The sequence below is a fragment of the Nocardia nova NBRC 15556 genome (genome assembly GCF_001613005.1).
Taxonomy (GTDB): Bacteria; Actinomycetota; Actinomycetes; order Mycobacteriales; family Mycobacteriaceae; genus Nocardia; species Nocardia nova.
On sequence record NZ_BDBN01000131.1, the window covers coordinates 1 to 18595 of the forward strand.

At 68.5% G+C, this 18595-nt stretch carries 17 protein-coding genes and 1 pseudogene; 6 read left to right on the forward strand and 12 right to left on the reverse strand.

Translation table 11 applies throughout. The features are described 5' to 3' along the window. Positions 1-864, reverse strand: an 864-nt coding sequence (locus tag NN2_RS33560; RefSeq protein WP_063019103.1) for a helix-turn-helix transcriptional regulator, incomplete at its 3' end; no start/stop codon positions are given. Between the two features lie 90 nt (positions 865-954). On the opposite strand from NN2_RS33560, the gene NN2_RS33565 reads away from it, so the two are divergent. Next, entirely contained in the window at positions 955-1386 is a 432-nt protein-coding gene (locus tag NN2_RS33565) for a VOC family protein (RefSeq protein WP_063019105.1), read from the forward strand. Between the two features lie 126 nt (positions 1387-1512). Here the strand turns inward: NN2_RS33565 and pdxS are convergent, their stop codons facing one another. Together pdxS and NN2_RS33575 are read right to left on the reverse strand one after the other, a co-directional pair. Further along, positions 1513-2415, reverse strand: a complete 903-nt coding sequence (gene pdxS, locus NN2_RS33570; RefSeq protein ID WP_063019107.1) for a pyridoxal 5'-phosphate synthase lyase subunit PdxS — start codon at positions 2413-2415, stop codon at positions 1513-1515. A gap of 523 nt (positions 2416-2938) precedes the next feature. After that, entirely contained in the window at positions 2939-3553 is a 615-nt protein-coding gene (locus NN2_RS33575) for a TetR/AcrR family transcriptional regulator (RefSeq protein ID WP_063910945.1), read from the reverse strand. A gap of 203 nt (positions 3554-3756) precedes the next feature. On the opposite strand from NN2_RS33575, the gene NN2_RS33580 reads away from it, so the two are divergent. The 5 genes from NN2_RS33580 (at position 3757) to NN2_RS33600 (ending at position 8276) form a co-directional block, all read left to right on the forward strand. Continuing rightward, positions 3757-4980: an alkane 1-monooxygenase gene (locus NN2_RS33580; protein WP_063019109.1), complete on the forward strand. Its 1224-nt coding sequence runs from the start codon at positions 3757-3759 to the stop codon at positions 4978-4980. After that, complete coding sequence (locus NN2_RS33585; RefSeq protein ID WP_063019111.1) at positions 4980-5171, forward strand: rubredoxin; 192 nt, start codon at positions 4980-4982, stop codon at positions 5169-5171. Before NN2_RS33580 ends, NN2_RS33585 begins: the two co-directional genes overlap by 1 nt. Position 5172: 1 nt before the next feature. After that, positions 5173-5355: a rubredoxin gene (locus NN2_RS33590; protein ID WP_063019113.1), complete on the forward strand. Its 183-nt coding sequence runs from the start codon at positions 5173-5175 to the stop codon at positions 5353-5355. Then, complete coding sequence (locus tag NN2_RS33595; RefSeq protein WP_063019115.1) at positions 5352-6584, forward strand: NAD(P)/FAD-dependent oxidoreductase; 1233 nt, start codon at positions 5352-5354, stop codon at positions 6582-6584. Before NN2_RS33590 ends, NN2_RS33595 begins: the two co-directional genes overlap by 4 nt. Positions 6585-6881: 297 nt before the next feature. After that, on the forward strand, positions 6882-8276 hold the full coding sequence (locus NN2_RS33600) for an outer membrane protein assembly factor BamB family protein (RefSeq protein WP_063019117.1): 1395 nt from the start codon (positions 6882-6884) through the stop codon (positions 8274-8276). Positions 8277-8300: 24 nt separating this feature from the next. Here NN2_RS33600 and NN2_RS33605 read toward each other — a convergent pair whose 3' ends face one another. The 9 genes and pseudogenes from NN2_RS33605 to NN2_RS33645 all read right to left on the reverse strand — a co-directional run. After that, positions 8301-9344 carry an NUDIX hydrolase gene (locus NN2_RS33605; protein WP_063019132.1) on the reverse strand — a complete coding sequence of 348 codons (1044 nt, stop codon included), beginning with the start codon at positions 9342-9344 and terminating at the stop codon, positions 8301-8303. Continuing rightward, on the reverse strand, positions 9344-10468 hold the full coding sequence (locus tag NN2_RS33610; RefSeq protein WP_063019119.1) for a glycosyltransferase family 4 protein: 1125 nt from the start codon (positions 10466-10468) through the stop codon (positions 9344-9346). Before NN2_RS33610 ends, NN2_RS33605 begins: the two co-directional genes overlap by 1 nt. Then, positions 10465-11448, reverse strand: a complete 984-nt coding sequence (locus NN2_RS33615; RefSeq protein WP_063019134.1) for a phosphatidylinositol mannoside acyltransferase — start codon at positions 11446-11448, stop codon at positions 10465-10467. The genes NN2_RS33610 and NN2_RS33615 overlap by 4 nt, the downstream gene beginning before the upstream one ends. A gap of 22 nt (positions 11449-11470) precedes the next feature. Next, complete coding sequence (gene pgsA, locus NN2_RS33620) at positions 11471-12142, reverse strand: phosphatidylinositol phosphate synthase (RefSeq protein ID WP_063019121.1); 672 nt, start codon at positions 12140-12142, stop codon at positions 11471-11473. A 1-nt stretch (position 12143) separates the two neighbouring features. After that, the gene (locus NN2_RS33625; protein ID WP_063019123.1) at positions 12144-12782 is read right to left on the reverse strand and encodes an ATP adenylyltransferase; all 639 of its coding nucleotides are present in this window, start codon (positions 12780-12782) and stop codon (positions 12144-12146) included. 8 nt (positions 12783-12790) lie between these two features. Beyond that, positions 12791-14848 (reverse strand): threonine--tRNA ligase, encoded by a 2058-nt coding sequence (gene thrS / locus NN2_RS33630; protein ID WP_063019125.1) that lies wholly within the window; start codon positions 14846-14848, stop codon positions 12791-12793. A 138-nt stretch (positions 14849-14986) separates the two neighbouring features. Beyond that, positions 14987-15628 (reverse strand): (2Fe-2S)-binding protein, encoded by a 642-nt coding sequence (locus NN2_RS33635; protein ID WP_063019127.1) that lies wholly within the window; start codon positions 15626-15628, stop codon positions 14987-14989. Positions 15629-15834: 206 nt separating this feature from the next. Beyond that, entirely contained in the window at positions 15835-18075 is a 2241-nt protein-coding gene (locus NN2_RS33640) for a SulP family inorganic anion transporter (protein ID WP_063019129.1), read from the reverse strand. 288 nt (positions 18076-18363) lie between these two features. Then, positions 18364-18595 (reverse strand): annotated as a pseudogene (locus tag NN2_RS33645) (carbonic anhydrase); the annotation flags it as partial.

Consider the following 18595-nt stretch of genomic DNA (forward strand, 5'->3'; position numbering starts at 1 on the left):
CAGCCACTCGAGGCGCTCGGCCCGCACGTCGACGCGCCACCAGCGTTGCGGCGCCTCCTCGTCGTCGGCGGGGGCCACGGTCGCGACGGTCGCGGGCAGATGGGCGCGGATCTGCTCGGTGGTGCCGAAGATCCGCAGGCCGATGTCGTATCGGTAGTCGGCGGCGGCGAAGCCGGACACGAGATGCTGTGCGGCGTCGAATCCGGCGGGTGGGTCGAACGAGCCGGGCAGCGTTCGCACATCGGTGACGCGATCCAGGCGGAAGGTGCGGTCTTCGCCGAGCCGGGGATCCGTGCCCGTCACGTACCACCGCCCGGCGTGAGCGACGAGGCCGTAGGCATGCAGGACGCGTTCGCTTCCGCGGCCGTGCCGATCGGTATAGCGGATGGTGACGGGCCGGCGGTGGCGTACCGCATCGGCGATCGCGAGCAGAACCGCGGCCTGTGCCGGGGCCGCTGCGTCCGGCTGCTCGGTGACGTCGAACGATTCCAGCAGTGTGTCCAATCGCCGGGTCAGGGACGCGGGCAGGACGCGACGAATCTTGGCGGCGGCCGTCTCGCTCGCGGTGACATCCGTTGGGGCCCAGCCGTTCCGGCGGCCGGCGAGCAGACCGAGTAGCACGGCCAGGGCCTCGTCGTCGCTGAACATGAGTGGCGGCAGCCGGTATCCGGCGGCGAGGCGATAGCCGCCGTAGCGGCCGCGCACGGACTCCACCGGAATGTCGAGGTCGATCAGATGGTCCACATAACGCCGGACGGTGCGTCCCTCGACGCCCAGCCAGTCGGCGAGCTCGGCCACCGTGCGGGTACCGCCGGACTGCAGGAGTTCCAGCAGGATCAGCACGCGGCCGGTGGGTCGAGCCATGCGGACAACTCTAGTTCCGATACCGGACCGATTGTGTCCACTATTTCTCCTACGCTGCGGAAAACGCCTCTCAACAGCAAGGAAACAGTCATGGATTTCGTCTCCATCCGCATCATCACCGGCGACGTCGCGCGTCTGGTCGCGTTCTACGAGCGCGCGACCGGCGTCCGGGCGCAATGGGCGACCGAGGATTTCGCCGAGCTCGAGACCGCCACCGCCACCCTCGCGATCGCGAGCACGCGCACGGTGGCCCTGTTCGCACCGGATTCCGCCGCTCCGGGCGCCAACCGCAGTGTGATCACCGAATTCCTCGTCGCCGATGTGGACCGCGTCCATCGCGAGCTGTCCGGTGCCGGCACCGAGATCGTCGCCGAACCCACGACGATGCCGTGGGGCAACCGGTCGTTGCTGGTCCGCGACCCGGACGGCAACCTGGTCAACTTCTTCACCCCGGTCACGGCCGCCGCGATCGCGAAGTTCGCGGCGCGGGATCGGATCGGGGCGATCGCGCAGGACAGGTGAGGCGCCGACCGCACACTCCGGGACGGTCTCCGGGTTGCGGCGCGATCACGCCTGTACGACGAAGCCGGGCCGTCCGTACCGGACGACCCGGCGAAAGCCGTTGTCTCGGAAAGTCTTCCGACCGAATTACCAGCCGCGCTCGGCGAGGCGGTGCGGCTCCGGAATCTCCTCGACGTTGATGCCGACCATGGCCTCACCGAGGCCGCGCGACACCTTCGCGAGCACATCGGGGTCGTCGTAGAAGGTGGTGGCCTTGACGATGGCGGCGGCACGCTCGGCCGGGTTGCCGGACTTGAAGATGCCGGAGCCGACGAAGACGCCCTCGGCGCCCAGCTGCATCATCATCGCGGCGTCGGCGGGGGTGGCGATACCACCGGCGGTGAACAGCACCACGGGCAGCTTGCCGGTCTCGGCGATCTCACAGACCAGCTCGTAGGGCGCCTGCAGTTCCTTGGCGGCCACGAACAGCTCGTCCTCGGGCAGCGACTGCAGGTGGCGGATCTCGGCCCGGATCTTGCGCATGTGGGTGGTCGCGTTGGATACGTCGCCGGTGCCGGCCTCACCCTTGGAGCGGATCATGGCCGCGCCTTCGGTGATGCGGCGCAGCGCCTCGCCCAGATTGGTGGCGCCACAGACGAACGGCACGGTGAACTGCCACTTGTCGATGTGGTTGGCGTAGTCGGCCGGTGTCAGCACCTCCGACTCGTCGATGTAGTCGACGCCGAGGCTCTGCAGGATCTGCGCCTCGACGAAGTGGCCGATGCGCGCCTTGGCCATGACCGGGATGGAGACGGCGTTGACGATGCCGTCGATCAGGTCCGGGTCGCTCATCCGCGCGACACCGCCCTGGGCGCGGATGTCGGCGGGAACCCGCTCGAGCGCCATCACCGCGACCGCGCCGGCATCCTCGGCGATCTTGGCCTGATCGGCGGTGACGACGTCCATGATCACCCCGCCCTTGAGCATCTCGGCCATGCCGCGCTTCACGCGGGCGGTGCCGGTCGTCGAGGTGGTGTCGGGCGTTGTCACGGGCAAACTCCTGATTATCGGGGATTCGTTCGAGAAGGCATCGCTGCGATGCGAACCTCCACGATTCTAGGCGCCCCGATCAGGCCACTAGATAGCCAGTCCGAGAGCACTGGACTGGTCCGCGGCCCCCGGCCGGAATCACACGCCCGGCAGGCGGCCGCTACGGCGTCGCTACGGGCGCGCCGAGAGCGGGTACCCGTGGCGCCGGACGACCGTAACCGCAGGCCGGCGCCACCTGTTCGTCAGATCGGGTCGACGACGAACAGCTGCGCCCAGTACGTCGCGGCCTGCTCGCCGATATACGGCAGCAGGAAGTCGTACAGCAGATAGGACATATGCATTCGGTACCTCACCTCCACACACCGGTTCGCCGGATTCGGTGTGCGGCAAACCGGTTTCGACCCTAACCGATGGTGACCTGCCACACAGCGGCAACGGCCGGGTATCGGCGAGATCGGCGGATTTCCGACGAAATGTGTTGACAGCCAACGTCTCCCACCGCCGAATCGTCAGGCTCGAATCGTCACGCCTCGGACAGCAGTGGCTCGAACAGTCCGACGGCGACGACCCGGATCTGCTCCAGCGCCCGTTCGACCGGCCCCGTGGGCTGAAAGAGATGACTGAGGGCGAGGCGCACAACGGTTTCGGCGACCGATCCCAGTTCCTCGTCGCCCACCGACGCCAGTTCGTATTGCGCGCGAACCGTCGCGGTCACCGCGGCGATCGCCCGGCCGAGCACCGGTTCCGGTTCGGTCATCAGCGCCGGCAGCAGTGCGGTATCCGGCGCCGAGCGGCCCGACAGCACCGCCTTCAGCAGCATATTGTCCGCGCCGCTGCGCAGGGTGAACTCCACGGCCGCGAGCAGGCCGGCGATCACATCGTCCGGGTGGGCCGCCAGTTTCTCGGCGATCCCGACCAGGAAGACGTCCACCTCGTTCGCGATCACCACATCGGCGAGGTCCTGTTTGGTGCCGATCTCCTTGTACAGCACCGGCCGGCTGACACCGACCTCCTTGGCCACCCGCGACATGTTCACCGCGCCCCAGCCCTCGGTACAGACCAGGCCACGAGCGGTCTCGATGACGCGCTCGCGCAGAAGTCGGCGCATATCGGACTGGAAGTTCGGCGCGGTAGCCACGTCCATGATCGTACACGGTCCACGAAACTGTTCGACTATTGACAATCTCACTACATCTGTATTCAATGAGAACACTTCTTCAGAAAGTGTAAATACGCCGAGGTGAACGGGCCGCGCTCCGGCCCCGACCTCGTCCACGCAGCCCGTACGCCGGGCGCACCGTTCCGGCGCGCAGTCCGCGTACCGTTCGTGAGGAGAACTCCGTGACCACATCCCGAATCGGCGATCCGGCCCCGACCGCGCCGCCGCAGTGGCGCGACCGCAAACGCCATCTCTGGCTGTTCGGCCTCGTCCCGCCGACCGCGGTCCTGCTCGCCACCGGCCTGGTGTGGCTGTTCAACCAGCTGGGCTGGCACCACGCGGCGCCGGTGTGGTGGTGGATCGGTCCGCTACTGGTGTACGTCCTGCTGCCGATCCTGGATCGCTTCTTCGGGCCCGACGGGCAGAATCCGCCCGACGAGGTGATGGAACAGCTCGAAAACGACCGCTACTACCGCTGGTGCGTCTACGCCTATATCCCGTTCCAGCTGCTCAGCCTGGTGTTCGCCTGCTATCTGTGGAGTGCTGCCGATCTGTCCTGGCTGGGTGTCGACGGCGGGCTGAGCCTGGTGTCGAAGATCGGCCTGGCCTTCAGCATCGGCACCATGGGCGGTGTCGGCATCAACACCGCGCACGAACTCGGCCACAAGAAGGACGAATTGGAGCGCTGGCTGTCGAAGATCACGCTGGCGCAGACGTTCTACGGCCACTTCTACATCGAGCACAACCGCGGCCACCACGTACGGGTGGCGACACCGGAGGATCCGGCCAGTTCCCGGTTCGGCGAATCGTTCTGGACCTTCCTGCCGCGCAGTGTGTGGGGCAGCCTGCGCTCGTCCTGGTCGCTCGAGAAGACGCGCCTGCAGCGGATGGGCAAGCGGCCGTGGACGATTCACAACGACGTGCTCAACGCCTGGCTGATGTCGGTGGTGCTGTGGGGCGCGCTGGCCGCGATCTTCGGCCCCGGAGTGCTGCCGTTCCTGGTGCTGCAGGCGGTGTACGGCTTCTCGCTGCTGGAGACGGTCAACTATCTCGAGCACTACGGCCTGCTGCGGCAGCGCACAGCGGCCGGACGCTACGAACGCTGCACGCCGGAGCACAGCTGGAACTCCGACCACATCGTCACCAATATCTTCCTCTACCACCTGCAGCGCCACAGCGACCATCACGCCAACCCCACCCGGCGCTATCAGACCTTGCGCAGTATGGACGGCGCGCCGAATCTGCCCAGCGGCTACGCCAGCATGATCACCGTCGCCTATTTCCCGCCGGTGTGGCGCCGCGTGATGGACAAGCGGGTGCTCGCGCACTACGGCGGTGACATCACCCGCGTCAACATCCAGCCCCGCAAGCGCGATCGGGTCTTCGCGAAGTACGGGGTCGCCTGATGTCCCGATTCCGTTGCCCCGTCTGCGATTACGTGTACGACGAAAGCGAGGGCGCACCTCGCGAGGGCTTTCCGCCCGGCACCGCGTGGTCGGCGATACCCGACGACTGGTGCTGCCCCGACTGCGGCGTGCGGGAGAAGGTCGATTTCGATCTCGCGAGCCACGATCCGACCCTCACGAAAGGCGCCTGATATGAGCGACTACAAGCTGTTCCGTTGCCTGCAATGCGGATTCGAATACGACGAGGCGCTCGGCTGGCCCGAAGACGGCATCGCGCCGGGCACCCGCTGGGACGACATTCCCGAGGACTGGTCCTGCCCCGACTGCGGTGCGGCCAAGGCGGATTTCGAGATGGTCGAGGTCAGTCGCGCATGACCGGACGCATCGTCGTCGTGGGTGCGGGGGTCGCGGGCGCCACCGCCGCCCGCACTCTGCGCACCGAGGGCTACACCGGTGAGATCGTGCTGCTCGGCGCGGAGGACCGGCTGCCCTACCGCCGCCCGATGGTCTCCAAGGAATTGCTCGCCGGTACCGCGAACGAACGCCGGCTCCTGCTCGAATCCGCGGAATCGTGGCGCGAACTCGGCATCGAGGTGCGCCCGGGGACCCCGGTCGCGGGCATCGACGTCGACCGCGACCGGCTACATCTGGGCACCGGCGAAACCCTCGGCTACGACGCCCTGGTGCTCGCCACGGGCGCGCGCGCCCGAGAACTGCCCGGCCCCGAATCGGGCGCCTACACGCTGCGCACCGCGGCGGATGTCGAGGCGTTGCGCGCGGCCGTGGTGACCGGTGGATCGCTGCTCGTGGTGGGCGGCGGCCTGGTCGGCTGCGAGGCCGCCTCGACGGCGCGTGGACTCGGGGCGGCGGTGACGATCGTGCACGCGGGTGACGCTCCGCTGGAGCGGGTGGCCCCGGCGGCGATCGGCGTGCACTGCCGAAACCTGCACGCCGGCAAGGGCGTCGACATTCACGACGCGGTCGTACTGGACCGGATCGACGGTGACGACGGCGATATCCGGGCCACCGCTGTCGACGGACGTCAGTGGACCGCTGCCGCGGTGCTCGTCGCGATCGGCGCGGAACCGGAGACCGAGGTGGCCCGTCAGGCCGGACTTGCCGTCGGGGACGGGATCCTCGTCGACGAGTCCTATACGACCTCGGCGCCGAATATCTTCGCCGCCGGTGACGCCGCCGCCGTCTACGATCCGGAATTCGGGGTCCACCGGCGCACCGAACAGTGGAACAGTGCACAGTCACAGGGGATCGCCGTGGCGAAATCCGTTCTCGGACAACCCCTCCCCGCGCAAGAGGTCACCTGGGGCTGGACCACGCAGTACGGCGTCACGATCCAATTCGCAGGGCGACCGCACACCGAGGACTACGTCGTGGTCCGCACCACCGACACCCCCGGGCAGTTCGTCGCACTGTCCCTGCGGGCGGGTCGACTGGTCGCCGCGGCGGCCGTGGGCCGTCCCGCCGACCTGCGCACCGCCCGAAGCCTCATCGCCGCCCGAACGACCCACGGTCCCGAAACCTGGTCCGACACAACCATTCCTCTCCAGGAACTGGCATCCGCCACGGAACTCTCGGGCCACCACTGACCGAGTGACCGCTTCGCAACCGTGCGATCGCGCCGCGCTGACACCGGCCTCCGGGCGTTCCGGCGCGTTGTCATCCACACCGAACGCGGCAGCACGTCCTCGTCGCCGACCGAAGCCCGCCGGTGACAGTTTCTCCGACCACGACGGGGATCGTCGACGAGAAGGGGCTTTCGAGCTACGGCATTACCGGCGCTGGGACGTCCTCGGTCGCCTACCTCGAAAGAGGCTGATACCTTGCCTCTTTCGCACAGTGGGGCCGGTGCGTGAGCCGGCTGGACGGATGAAGGAGACCGCCGGATGAACGCGGCCGCACACTGGCTCACCGGTCGAGGCACGCGCCGGATCTGGATCGCGGTGCTGATCGTGGCCGTGGTGGCGGGAGTCGCAGCGGTCGTCTGGGTGAACCGATCACCGGAGCAGCCGCCGGCGGGTCCCGCGGCCGGTGGCCGGTTCCGGATTTCCGGCCGGCTCGACTCCGCCCCGGTGCCGCGATGGACGTTACGCGCTGCCGATCTGTCGCACGAGCCCGGCGCGGTCCTGCTGGCACTTCCGCACAGCCTGGACAACTACAACGGCTACGGTTCGCCGATGGACGCCGGGCCGATGATCGTCGCGGCCACCGCGGTACCCGGCGAGCCCGGGCCGGGCACCGCACCGAAAGCCGGACCGGTGCGGCTGTACGGCATCGACCCGGACACCGGCGCGGTGCGGTGGACGATCGACGCCGGCGAACTCCTCAGCTGTAACGAGCGCGTCTTCGACGGCCAGCTGACCTGCCGCGGCACCCACCGAGTGCTGATCGTCGACGCCGCCACCGGCGCGATAGCCACGGACCGCTCGACGGACTTCGAGGTGACGGACGTGGCGGTGCGCGACGGCGTGGTTTCCGTCGCCGGCCGCACCGCCGACCGGATGACCGCCGTCGTCACCCGGGGAACCGTTTCCGACATCGAGGCGAGCTGGCGCCGAACGTATCCGACCCCGGTTCCCGGAGACGCGGTCAGGCCGAGACTCGATGCGCCGGACTACTTCCGGGACGGTCACGACGGCAGCGTTCGCGTCTACGATCTGCGCACCGGCGACCCGCTGTTCACCGGGCCCGTCGGCGCCGTATTCGACGGCGGGATCATCGCCACGCAGGTGATCGATCGCGGCTGGAGCGCGGGACGAGTCACACTTCTCGATCGCAACGGCCACTCGATCACCGAGGTCCGCAACCCCAGTTTCCTGCTCGAGTGGTATCCGACCGCGACCGCGTCGCCGCCGATCCTCACCGGCGAGAGTGCCTACGACCGAACGACAGGGCGAGTGCTGTGGACGAATCCACAGATCGGCCTCGACGAGCACACCGGTCGTCAGGGCGCGGTCGAAGGAGTAGTGGATCACACGGTGATCGTCCGATCGCTCGACGGGACGGCGCTGATCGGCCTCGATCTCGCCGACGGACACCAGGTGTGGCAGCAGCCGGCGCGGCTCGCGAACACGGTGCGCGACGGCCTCACCGACGGTTGGCACCTCGTTCTCGCGGACGGCGCCACCGTGCACGCGATCGACGCCGGCGACGGTTCGACCGCATGGTCGATGTCGCTGCCGCCCAGTGGTGATCCCAGATTGCGCTCGACGGTGGAAGCGATGGGCGGCCGGATGGTTGTCGTGCTCGCGGACGCGTTCACCGGATACGCCGCGGCATGAGGCGGCCCGAATAATCGCCGCGGCTCAGCGGATCGACCGGACCTCCGGCTCGATCTCGGAACCGGCGGCGGCGAGCGCCTCGGCCAGCAGGTTGTCCAGGTGGTACGGGTACACCGTTTCGCCGATCCGGTCGAGTTCGGCGATATCCGGCGGCAGGCACCAGCGGTAGGCGGTGACGCAGCGACGTTCCCAGACGCTCGGATCCGCGGGCTTCGGGTCGAACCAGCGCACCCGGGCGACGAAGAACAGTTCCTCGGAGCGGATCAGCTCCCCGTTGAACGGGAAGACCGCGACCCGCCGCCAGATCGGGCCGCGCAGCAGCGTGGAGTCCAGCGCCAGGCCCGTTTCCTCCCAGACCTCGCGCACCGCCGCGGTGCGCAGCGTCTCCCCCGGTTCGATGCCGCCGCCGACGGTGAACCAGAACGGCGAATCGGGAGTCTGGGGGTCGTGGCCGCGCATCAACAGCACGCGATCCTCGTCGTCGAGCAGCACCACCCGGGCCGAGGTGCGCACGGTGTCGACCTCGAGTCCGGTGGTCGCCGCCGGGGTGACGCGCTCCGCGATCTCGAAATACGTGGGCAGCGGCGCGGTACCGCCCAGGTGCAGCAACCGCACCGGGCGCCGGGTACGCAGCGCCAGCGTGTCGCGTACGGCGTCGTTGTGGAAGCGGCGCGCGATCAGTACCCGCGCCTCGGCGTCGGCGAGTTCGGCCACCAGCTGCGGACGCAACGAGGTGATGTCGACCGCGGAGAGTGCGGCCGCTAGCTGATTCTCCGTGGTTTCGCGATCGTTCCAGTCGGCGCGTTCGGCGCGGTCGGCCAATGCGATCAGCCGTTTGGACTGCTCCGCCGCCGTGGACTCCGAGATCGGCCCGGCCATCGAGATCGCGACCGTGCGGGCCACCACCGCGCGTCGCGCCAAGGCGGACTCCAGGGCGTCGCGGGCCTGGTCAGAGCGCACGTGCAGCCGGTCGAGCCGGTTGGCGGTGGAGTAGGCCCACACTCCGATGGCGATGATCACCGCCGCGATCAGCGCGAGGACCAGGATGGTCGTCGCGGAGAAGGTGATCATCCAGCGGTCCTCACCCGGGCGTCGCCGACGGTGACCGTCTCGTACACCCGCAGAATCTGTTCGGCCACGACCGGCCAATCGTATTCGCCGACAACCTGGTCCGCGGTGCGCACCAGATCCTCGCGGCGGGCGCGGTCGGTGAGCAGCCCGTCGATCGCCTCGGCCAGCGCCGCGGAGTCACCTACCGGCACCAGCACACCCGCGGTCCCGTCGCGCAACACCCGGCGGAAGGCGTCCAATTCGCTGGCGACCACGGCGGTTCCGGCGGCCATCGCCTCCACCAGCACGATGCCGAAACTCTCCCCGCCCAGGTTCGGCGCGCAGTACACATCGGCACTGCGCATCGCCGACGCCTTCTCCGCATCCGAGACCTGACCGAGAAAGCGCAGATGTCCGGCGTGTTCGCCCGCCTCCCGGCGCAGGCGTTCCTCGTCCCCGCGGCCGACGATCAGAATTTCCACGTCCGGATGCCGGGCCACCAGTGTGGGCAGTGCGCCCAGCAGCACGGCCATCCCCTTGCGCGGCTCGTCGTAGCGACCGAGGAACAGCACCGTCCCGCCCGCGCGCGGATACCCTTGCAGCAGTGGCGCATTCGCGAACGCCGGCACGTCGACCCCGTTCGGGATCTCGACCGCGTCGCTGCCCAGCGCCTCCACCTGCCAGCGCCGCGCCAGCTCGGAGACCGCGATTCGCCCGCTGATCTTCTCGTGATACGGCCGCAGTACGCCCTGGAAGGTCGCCAGCACCAGCGACCTCGTGGTGGAGGTGTGGAAGGTGGCCACGATGGGTCCCTCGGCCACCTTCAGCGCCAGCATCGAGATGCTCGGGGCGTTGGGTTCGTGGACGTGCAGGACCTCGAAGTCGCTGTCGGCGATCCAGCGCCGCAGCCGGGTGTAGGCGGTCGGCCCGAACGACAGCCGCGCCACCGAACCGTTGTACGGAATCGCCACCGCCTTCCCGGCCGAGACGACGAATTCCGGCAGTTCGGTGTCGTCGGAGGCCGGGGCCAGCACACTCACCTTGTGGCCGCGCTCGATCAGCACCTGCGCCAGCTCCACGACATGTGACTGCACTCCGCCCGGCACGTCGAACGAGTACGGGCAGACCATGCCGATTCTCATGACACCGCGTCTCCGGCGGGCCGCTCACCGCCGCGCACGGCCTGCGCGGCCGCGATCCGCTCCAGGCGCTGGGGGGACAGGTCCCCCTCCCACAGCGGTTGCAACATATGCCAGTCGGCGGGGTGTTCGGCGATATTGGCCGCGAAGCGATTCGCCAGCTGCTGCGTGGCCGCCGCGATACCCTCCGAAACATCCAGCGGCGCTTCGGTTTTCAGCCCCCATCCCTCACGGCCCTGCTCATCCACCGTGAACCAGGCGTGCACCGGCATCAGCACGGCGCCGGTCTCGATGGCCAATTTCGCCGCGCCCGCCGGCATCCAGGTGCGTTCGCCGAAGAACTCCACCGGCACGCCCTTGCCGGTGAGATCGCGCTCGCCCATCAGGCAGACCACCTTGTTGTCGCGCAACCGTTGCGCGAGCTGCCGGAACGGCGGCTGCTCCCCGCCGGTCAGCGGGAACACCTCGAACCCCAGGCTCTCCCGGTAGGCCACGAAGCGCTCGAACAGCGATTCCGGTCGCAGCCGTTCGGTGACCGTGGCGAAGCTGCCGTAGTGCTGCACCAGCCACACCCCGGCCATATCCCAGTTTCCCGAATGCGGCAGCACGAAGATCACGCCGCGCCCCTGCGCCAGTGCCTCGTCGAGATGTTCCAAGCCCTCCGGAAACGGCATCAGCGGCGAATCCGCCAGTGCCGCATGGTCGAGGGTCGGCAGCCGGAACGCCTCGCGCCAGTACCGGGCATACGAGCGCATCGACGCGTGGATCAACTCGTCGGGTACCTCGAGCGGGTCGACACCCAGCACCCGGGCGAGATTGCGGCGCAACTGATTCGGCCCCCGGCCGCGATGAGCGGCACGGTTCGCACGCCGGGCCGCCCAATCACCACCGAAGTCGAACCAGCGACGCGCGGTGCGCTCCGGCAGCCCCCGCACCAGTCGCCACCCGGCCGCATAGGCCCCGTCGGTCAGCGCCGCCCTCATCTGCGTCACGCCCGTACCACCTTCATTTCGCCGAATCGGAGTCGGCCTTGGTCACCGGCGCGATCACGTCGCGGGCCCCGGCCGAATTCCGTACCTCCAGGACTCGTTGGAAGACGGTGACGATGCTCAGCACCGCCAGGATGTACATCGCGACATACACCGCATAGGTGAGCCATTCGACGTCGAAATAGCCACCGATGCCGGTGAGGCCGGCCCCGACCAGCACGATCACCAGACGGTCGGGACGTTCGATGATCCCGCCGTCGGCCGACAGCCCGCTCGCCTCCGCGCGCGCCTTGGCATAGGAGATCACCTGCGAGGTCACCAGGACCACCAGCGTCGCCACGAACAGATGCTTGCTGTGCTCGTGATACACCGACCACCACGCGAGCGCACCGAAGATGGCGCCGTCGGCGACGCGGTCGCAGGTGGCGTCGAGGACCGCACCGTATTTCGTGCCGCCGCCGCGGGCGCGGGCCATCGCCCCGTCGAGCATGTCGAACATGACGAAGAGCCAGATCACCATCGTTCCCCAGAACAGGTGATCGGTCGGAAACAGCGTCACCGCGGCGACGATCGAGGCGGTGGTGCCGATCAGCGTCATCGCGTCGGGCGTGAGCCCGGTGCTCACCAGCGCCCGTCCCAGCGGCGCGGTCGCCTTGGCGAACGTCTCCCGACCGAAGAAGCTCAGCACGCTACTCGACTTCCTTCGCCTCGTGCCACGCCCCGGCCAGCAGGGCCCGCGTCTCCCGCAGCAACTGCGGCATCACCTTCACCCCGCCGACGACGGTGATGAAATTGGCGTCCCCACCCCAGCGGGGAACGATGTGCTGGTGCAGGTGGTCGGCCAGCGAGCCACCGGCCACCCCGCCGAGATTCAGCCCGACGTTGAATCCCTCGGGCCGCGACACCTTCTTCATCACCCGGATCGCCCGCTGGGTGAACGCCATCAGTTCGGCGCTCTCCTCGGGGGTGAGATCCTCGAGGTCGGCCACCCGCCGGTAGGGCACCACCATCATGTGGCCGGGGTTGTACGGGTAGAGGTTGAGCACCGCGAACACCCATTCACCGCGCGCGATGACCAGCCCGTCCTCGTCCGACATCTTCGGGATCTCGGTGAACGGATGCTTCAGCCCGGCCGAGGTCTTCTCCTCGGCACCGGCGGGCGCGTCGGCCTCGGCCGGCGCGCTCCGGGTGTCGCGATCGGCCGCGACCGCGCCGGTGATGTAGGACATCCGGTAGGGGGTCCACAATCGCTGCAACCGGTCCGGGTCCCCCGCTCCCGTGTCGACGATCCGACCCGGATCCTGTTGCGTCACAGCCTCTTCCACCATGCCCTCACTCACGCCCCACCGGTCCGGACCTCGAATCCTTCCGCGCTCGGCGAGGCGTTGTCGCGCCGCGAGATCCAGTCGACGACGGTCGCCACCGCATCGGCGACCGGCACGCCGTTGACCAGCGTGCCGTCGCGGAATCGGAAGCTCACCGCACCGGCGTTCACATCGCGCTCGCCGGCCAGCAGCATGAACGGCACCTTCTGCGCGGTGTGGTTGAAGATCTTCTTCTGCATCCGGTCGTCGCTGCGGTCGACCTCGGCCCGCACACCGTGCGCGCGCAGTTCCTCCACCACGGAGTCGAGGTGTTCGGCGAACGCGTCGGCGACCGGGATGCCGACCACCTGCACGGGCGCCAGCCAGGCCGGGAAGGCGCCCGCGTAATGCTCGGTGAGCACGCCGAAGAATCGCTCGATGGACCCGAACAGGGCGCGGTGGATCATCACCGGACGCTGCTTGGTGCCGTCGGAGGCGGTGTATTCGAGGCCGAAGCGCTCGGGCAGGTTGAAATCGAGCTGAATGGTCGACATCTGCCAGGTACGGCCCAGCGCGTCCTTGGCCTGCACGGAGATCTTCGGGCCGTAGAACGCGGCGCCGCCCGGATCCGGGACCAGGTCCAGACCCGAATCGGTGGCGACCTTGCGCAGCGTGTCGGTGGCCTCCTCCCACAACTCGTCCGAGCCCACGAACTTCTGCGGATCCTTCGTCGACAATTCCAGGTAGAAATCGTCGAGACCGTAGTCACGCAGCAGGCTCAGCACGAACTGCAGGGTCGAGGTCAGCTCGGCGTGCATCTGCTCTTTGGTGCAGTAGATGTGCGCGTCGTCCTGGGTCATGCCGCGCACCCGGGTCAGCCCGTGGACGACACCGGACTTCTCGTAGCGATACACCGACCCGAATTCGAACAGCCGTAGCGGCAGCTCCCGATACGACCGGCCGCGCGAGCGGAAGATCAGATTGTGCATCGGGCAGTTCATCGGCTTGACGTAATAATCCTGGCCGGGCTTGCGCACGGTGCCGTCGTCGTTGTACTCGGCGTCGAGGTGCATCGCCGGGAACATGCCCTCGCGGTACCAGTCGAGGTGTCCGGAGACCTCGAACAGATGCCCCTTGGTGATATGCGGGGTGTTGACGAATTCGTAGCCCGCGGCGATGTGGCGGCGCCGGGAATAGTCCTCGAGTTCCTTGCGGATGATGCCGCCCTTGGGATGGAACACCGGCAGGCCTGAACCCAGTTCGTCCGGGAAGGAGAACAGATCCAGTTCCAGGCCGAGTTTGCGGTGATCGCGCTTCTCGGCCTCTTCCAGGATGCGCAGATGGTTCTCCAGCGCCTCCGGCGACTCCCATGCGGTGCCGTAGATGCGCTGCAGATCCTCGCGGTTCTGGTCACCACGCCAGTAGGCCGCCGAGGAGCGGGTCAGCTTGAACGCGGGAATGAACTTGGTGGTCGGGATGTGCGGGCCGCGGCACAGGTCGCCCCACACCTTCTCGCCGGTGCGCGGGTCGAGATTGTCGTAGATGGTCAGCTCGTTACCGCCGACCTCCATGATCTCCGGGTCGTCGATTCCCGACTTGTCGCCGATCAGCTCCAGTTTGAACGGCTCCTTGGCCAATTCCACCCGAGCCTCGTCGACCTCGACCACCCGGCGCGAAAACCGTTGCGCGCCTTTGACGATCTTCTTCATCCGGGATTCGAGCTTGGCCAGATCCTCCGGGGTGAACGGCCGCTCGACCTGGAAGTCGTAGTAGAAGCCGTCCTTGATCGGCGGGCCGATGCCGAGCTTGGCCTCGGGGAACTCCTGCTGCACCGCCTGGGCCAGCACGTGGGCGGCCGAATGGCGGATGACGCTGCGGCCGTCCTCGGAGCCGGCGGTCACTGCCTCGACCTCGACGTCGGTCTCCGGCACCCAGGACAGATCCTTGAGGTTGCCCTCGCCGTCACGCACGACGACGACGGTGTCGGGGCCCTTGGTGGGCAGGCCCGCTTCGCGCACCGCGGCGCCCGCCGTCGTCCCGGCCGGCACCCGGACGAGGGCGGCGAGGGTTGTGCGGGCTGAGGTGGTCACGGCTGCGCTCTCCTTGAATATGTCGGCATTCTCGGTCCAGGCCGGTCGACGAACAGAAAAGTCACCGGCGCGACCAATGCTATCGGGACAGTACCGGTCGCGCGCCGATGGACCGCCCGCGAACCGGCCGCGACCCGCTCATCCGCGCCGGGCCAGCTCGGTGAGCAGCCGCTCGCGCTCGGCGGCGGGCCTTTTCGGACAGCTGGTGCACATACCGCAGCCGGGCACCTCGTAGACCAGGCAGCAGGAGATCCGCCGCACGAACGTGCGCGATTCGACATCGGTGAATCGCGGCGCGGGCAACCGTTCGCCGACCTGGGCGGCCAGCCGCGCACCCGCCTCGGGGTCGCCCGCGTCGATGGCCCGGTTACCGATCGCATCGGCGACGATCGCCCACAGCGCCGCCGGACCGGCGCCGGTCACCCGTGCCACCACCGGGATGACGCGCCGCAGCGACTCCCCCAGCGCCGCGCCGACCGCTTCGGACTCGCTCACGGCGTCGGGCACGATCCGCTCGATGCCACCGTCGGGCCGGATCTCGCAGCGCAGCCGTTCCAGCGTGGGGTCGGGCGCCGGTGCGCCGCTCGCATACGCCTCGGTGATCGGATCGACCAGCGCCGAGGCGGCCATACACCACCACAGCGTGCCCGACACGCGGGAATTGCCTGTGCCCCAGGAGATTCCCATATCGGCGATCCGTTCCGACAGCCACGCGGGCTCGGTGAGTTTGATGCCGGCCACCTGGGCGGGCACCCCGGACTCCACCGACTGCGCAACCATTTCCCTCCGACTCCGATCCACGTCGATTCACCGAATGCACCACCTCCACCATGGCATGTCCGCCGCGCTCGGATCGAGGCGTCGGCCGCGGGTTTCGGGGTGCGCCGCTCAGCGTATCGGCGCGGGCGACGGCGACGCTCAGGCGCGCCGGACGGGTGCGCGAGTTCGGCTGTCGGGCTGCCGAACTCGCGCACCCCGCGCCCGGATCAGGCGTGGGTCCGATCCCGGGCGGGTATTCCGGGTCGCTCGGCATCGGTGATCTCGGCGATGCCGGTGGTGGTGACCTCGAGGACCCGTGCGGTTCCGATATCGAAGAACAGTCCCGAAAGCGCAACACCGCGCTCCTCGACGGCCCGGGCGACGACCGGATGCTCCCGCAGCGTCTCGAGCTGGACCGCGACGTTGACCATGCTCAGCTGGTCGGCCGGGCCGTACCCGGCGGCCGCCGCGGCCGCCGCCACCGGATGGCCGGCTCGGTAGCGCTGCAGGGCCGCGGCGCCGTGGGCCAGCCAATCGTCGATATCGGGGCCCGCGGACCGGTCGGACAGCAGAGCGTTCATCGCACCGCAGCCGGAATGTCCGCACACCACGACGTTGCGCACCGACAGGTTGTGCAGCGCGAAGCCGAGCGCGGCGTCCACCGACACGTCGGTGCCGCGCGCCGGGATCAGATTGCCGATATTGCGGACGGTGAACAGGTCACCCGGGCCGCTGTTGGTGATCACATTCGGCACGATCCGCGAGTCCGAGCAGGTGAGGAAGAAGGAATCCGGGTCCTGCCCGTCGCGCAGTTCGTCCAGATGCGGCCGCATCACGTGCGCGTGGCTGCGATGGTAGGCGGCGACACCGGCGGCGACCGGATTGCCACCCTCGGAACGCCACGGTCCCAGGACGTCGTCGAGCAGCCCGCGGGCCCGGGCGCGCCGCGGCGGGCGCTCTGCGGCATCGGCCATCCGCACCGTTCCGATCTCGACGAATTCCACGGTGCCGCCGGTACTTTCGTGCTGCTGCGCCCAGGAGTGGATGGCGTCGTAGGCGGCGTGGTCGAGGAAGTCGACCGTCAGCTCCACCAGGACGTCGGCGCCGGCGGGCACCTTGGCCAGCTGCCCGGTCAGCTTCGGCAGGGCCAGGAAGGTGCAGGTGCCGTCCACGCTCACCAGCCACCGGTCGGTTCCCTCGACCGGAGCGGCCTCGACCGAGACGCGCACCACGCGCCACAACAGCAGGGCGAAGGCGACGACCAGGCCGATCAGCACACCCTCGAGCAGGTTCAAGAACACCACCGCGGCGATGGTTACCGCGTAGATCACCAGTTCACCGGTGCGGTGCGCGATCTTGATGTGCGCGAGCTTCACCAGCTGGATACCGATCATCACCAGCAGTCCGGCCAGGGCCGATTTCGGGATCTGCTCGACGACACCCACCAGGGCGATCGAGAACAGCAGCACCCAGACGCCGTGCAGCAGCGCCGAGGCCCGGCTGCGCGCGCCGGCGGTCACATTGGTCGCACTGCGCACGATCACGCCGGTGACCGGCAGGCCGCCGATCATGCCCGAGGTCACGTTGGCCGCGCCCTGGGCCATGAGCTCACGGTCGAAGTTGGTCCGCGGGCCGGTGTGCATCTTGTCGACCGCGACCGCCGACAACAGGCTCTCCACGCTGGCGATCAGGGCCACGGTCAGCACCGCCAGTGCGACGCCGCTCCAGTCTCCGCTGGGCATGTTCGGCAGGCCGATGGCGTCGAACAGCGAACCGCTCATCGTGATGCGGGCGGGGTCTCCGGGCAGCACCAGCGACAGCGCGGTGGCGACCACGATCGCCACCAGCGGTCCGGGCACCACCCGGATCTTGGCCGGCACGTAGCGCCAGCCGAGCATGACCGCGATGACCAGACCGCCGATCACGACGTCGATACCGCTGAGGTGCAGCAGCTGATTCGGTAATTCGGTGACGTTCTCCCACGCCGAGCTCTGCGACGATCCGCCGAGCAGGACATGAACCTGCTGCAAGGCGATCGTGATGCCGATGCCGGCGAGCATGGCGTGGACGACGACCGGTGCGATGGCGAGCGCGGCGCGCGCGATCCGGCTCAGGCCGAACACGATCTGCAGCAGGCCGGCGCCGACGGTGATGAAACAGGTTGTCTTCCAGCCGAATTGATTGATGGTCTCGGCCATGACCACGGTCAGTCCAGCGGCCGGGCCGCTGACCTGCAGGACGGAGCCCCCCAGAGTTCCCACCACGATGCCGCCGACGGCGGCGGCGATGAGTCCGGCCGCGACCGGAGCGCCGGTGGCGACCGCGATGCCGATCGAGAGCGGCAGAGCGACGAGAAAGACGACGACGGAAGCGGGCAGATCGTGTCGAAGGACCGAGTTCATCCGGTCCGACCAGCTGGGGCCCGGCGGGGCCGAGGGTCTGGACGTAGCGACGGTGTCGGTGGACATATTGCTCCTTCACCGGAGCCGCCGCGGCGGTCCGGTCGGTCGAACATGTTCTCCAGGCATCGAATTCAGCTGCGAGACTCCGTTGTCCAGCAGTGAGCCGGAAGCGAGGGCAACCCTAATAGTAAAGACTAAGCAAAGCCTTAGAAAAGGATATTTAGCCTCGCACACGTTCCGAATTCGATGTGACGGCCCCCACGCCCAGGAGCTGTGACCTGCACCGGCACCACTGTGCGCCCGCTCAGCGCACGTTTTCCACCCGGGGAATTGCCAAAACTGGGAATGCTCCTTTCAGGAAACCGGCGCCGGCACCGGGTGCCGGAGGTCGTCGATATCGGCGATACCGTCGGGCGTGATCGCGAGCACGCGAGCGGTGGCGATATCGAAGAACAGTCCCGACAGCACCACACCGCGGGCCTCGATCCCGCGACGCACGACGGGATGGGCGGACAGTGTTTCGATCTGCACGGCCACGTTCACCATGCCCAGCTGGTCGACCTCGCCGTAGCCGGCGGCCGCGGCC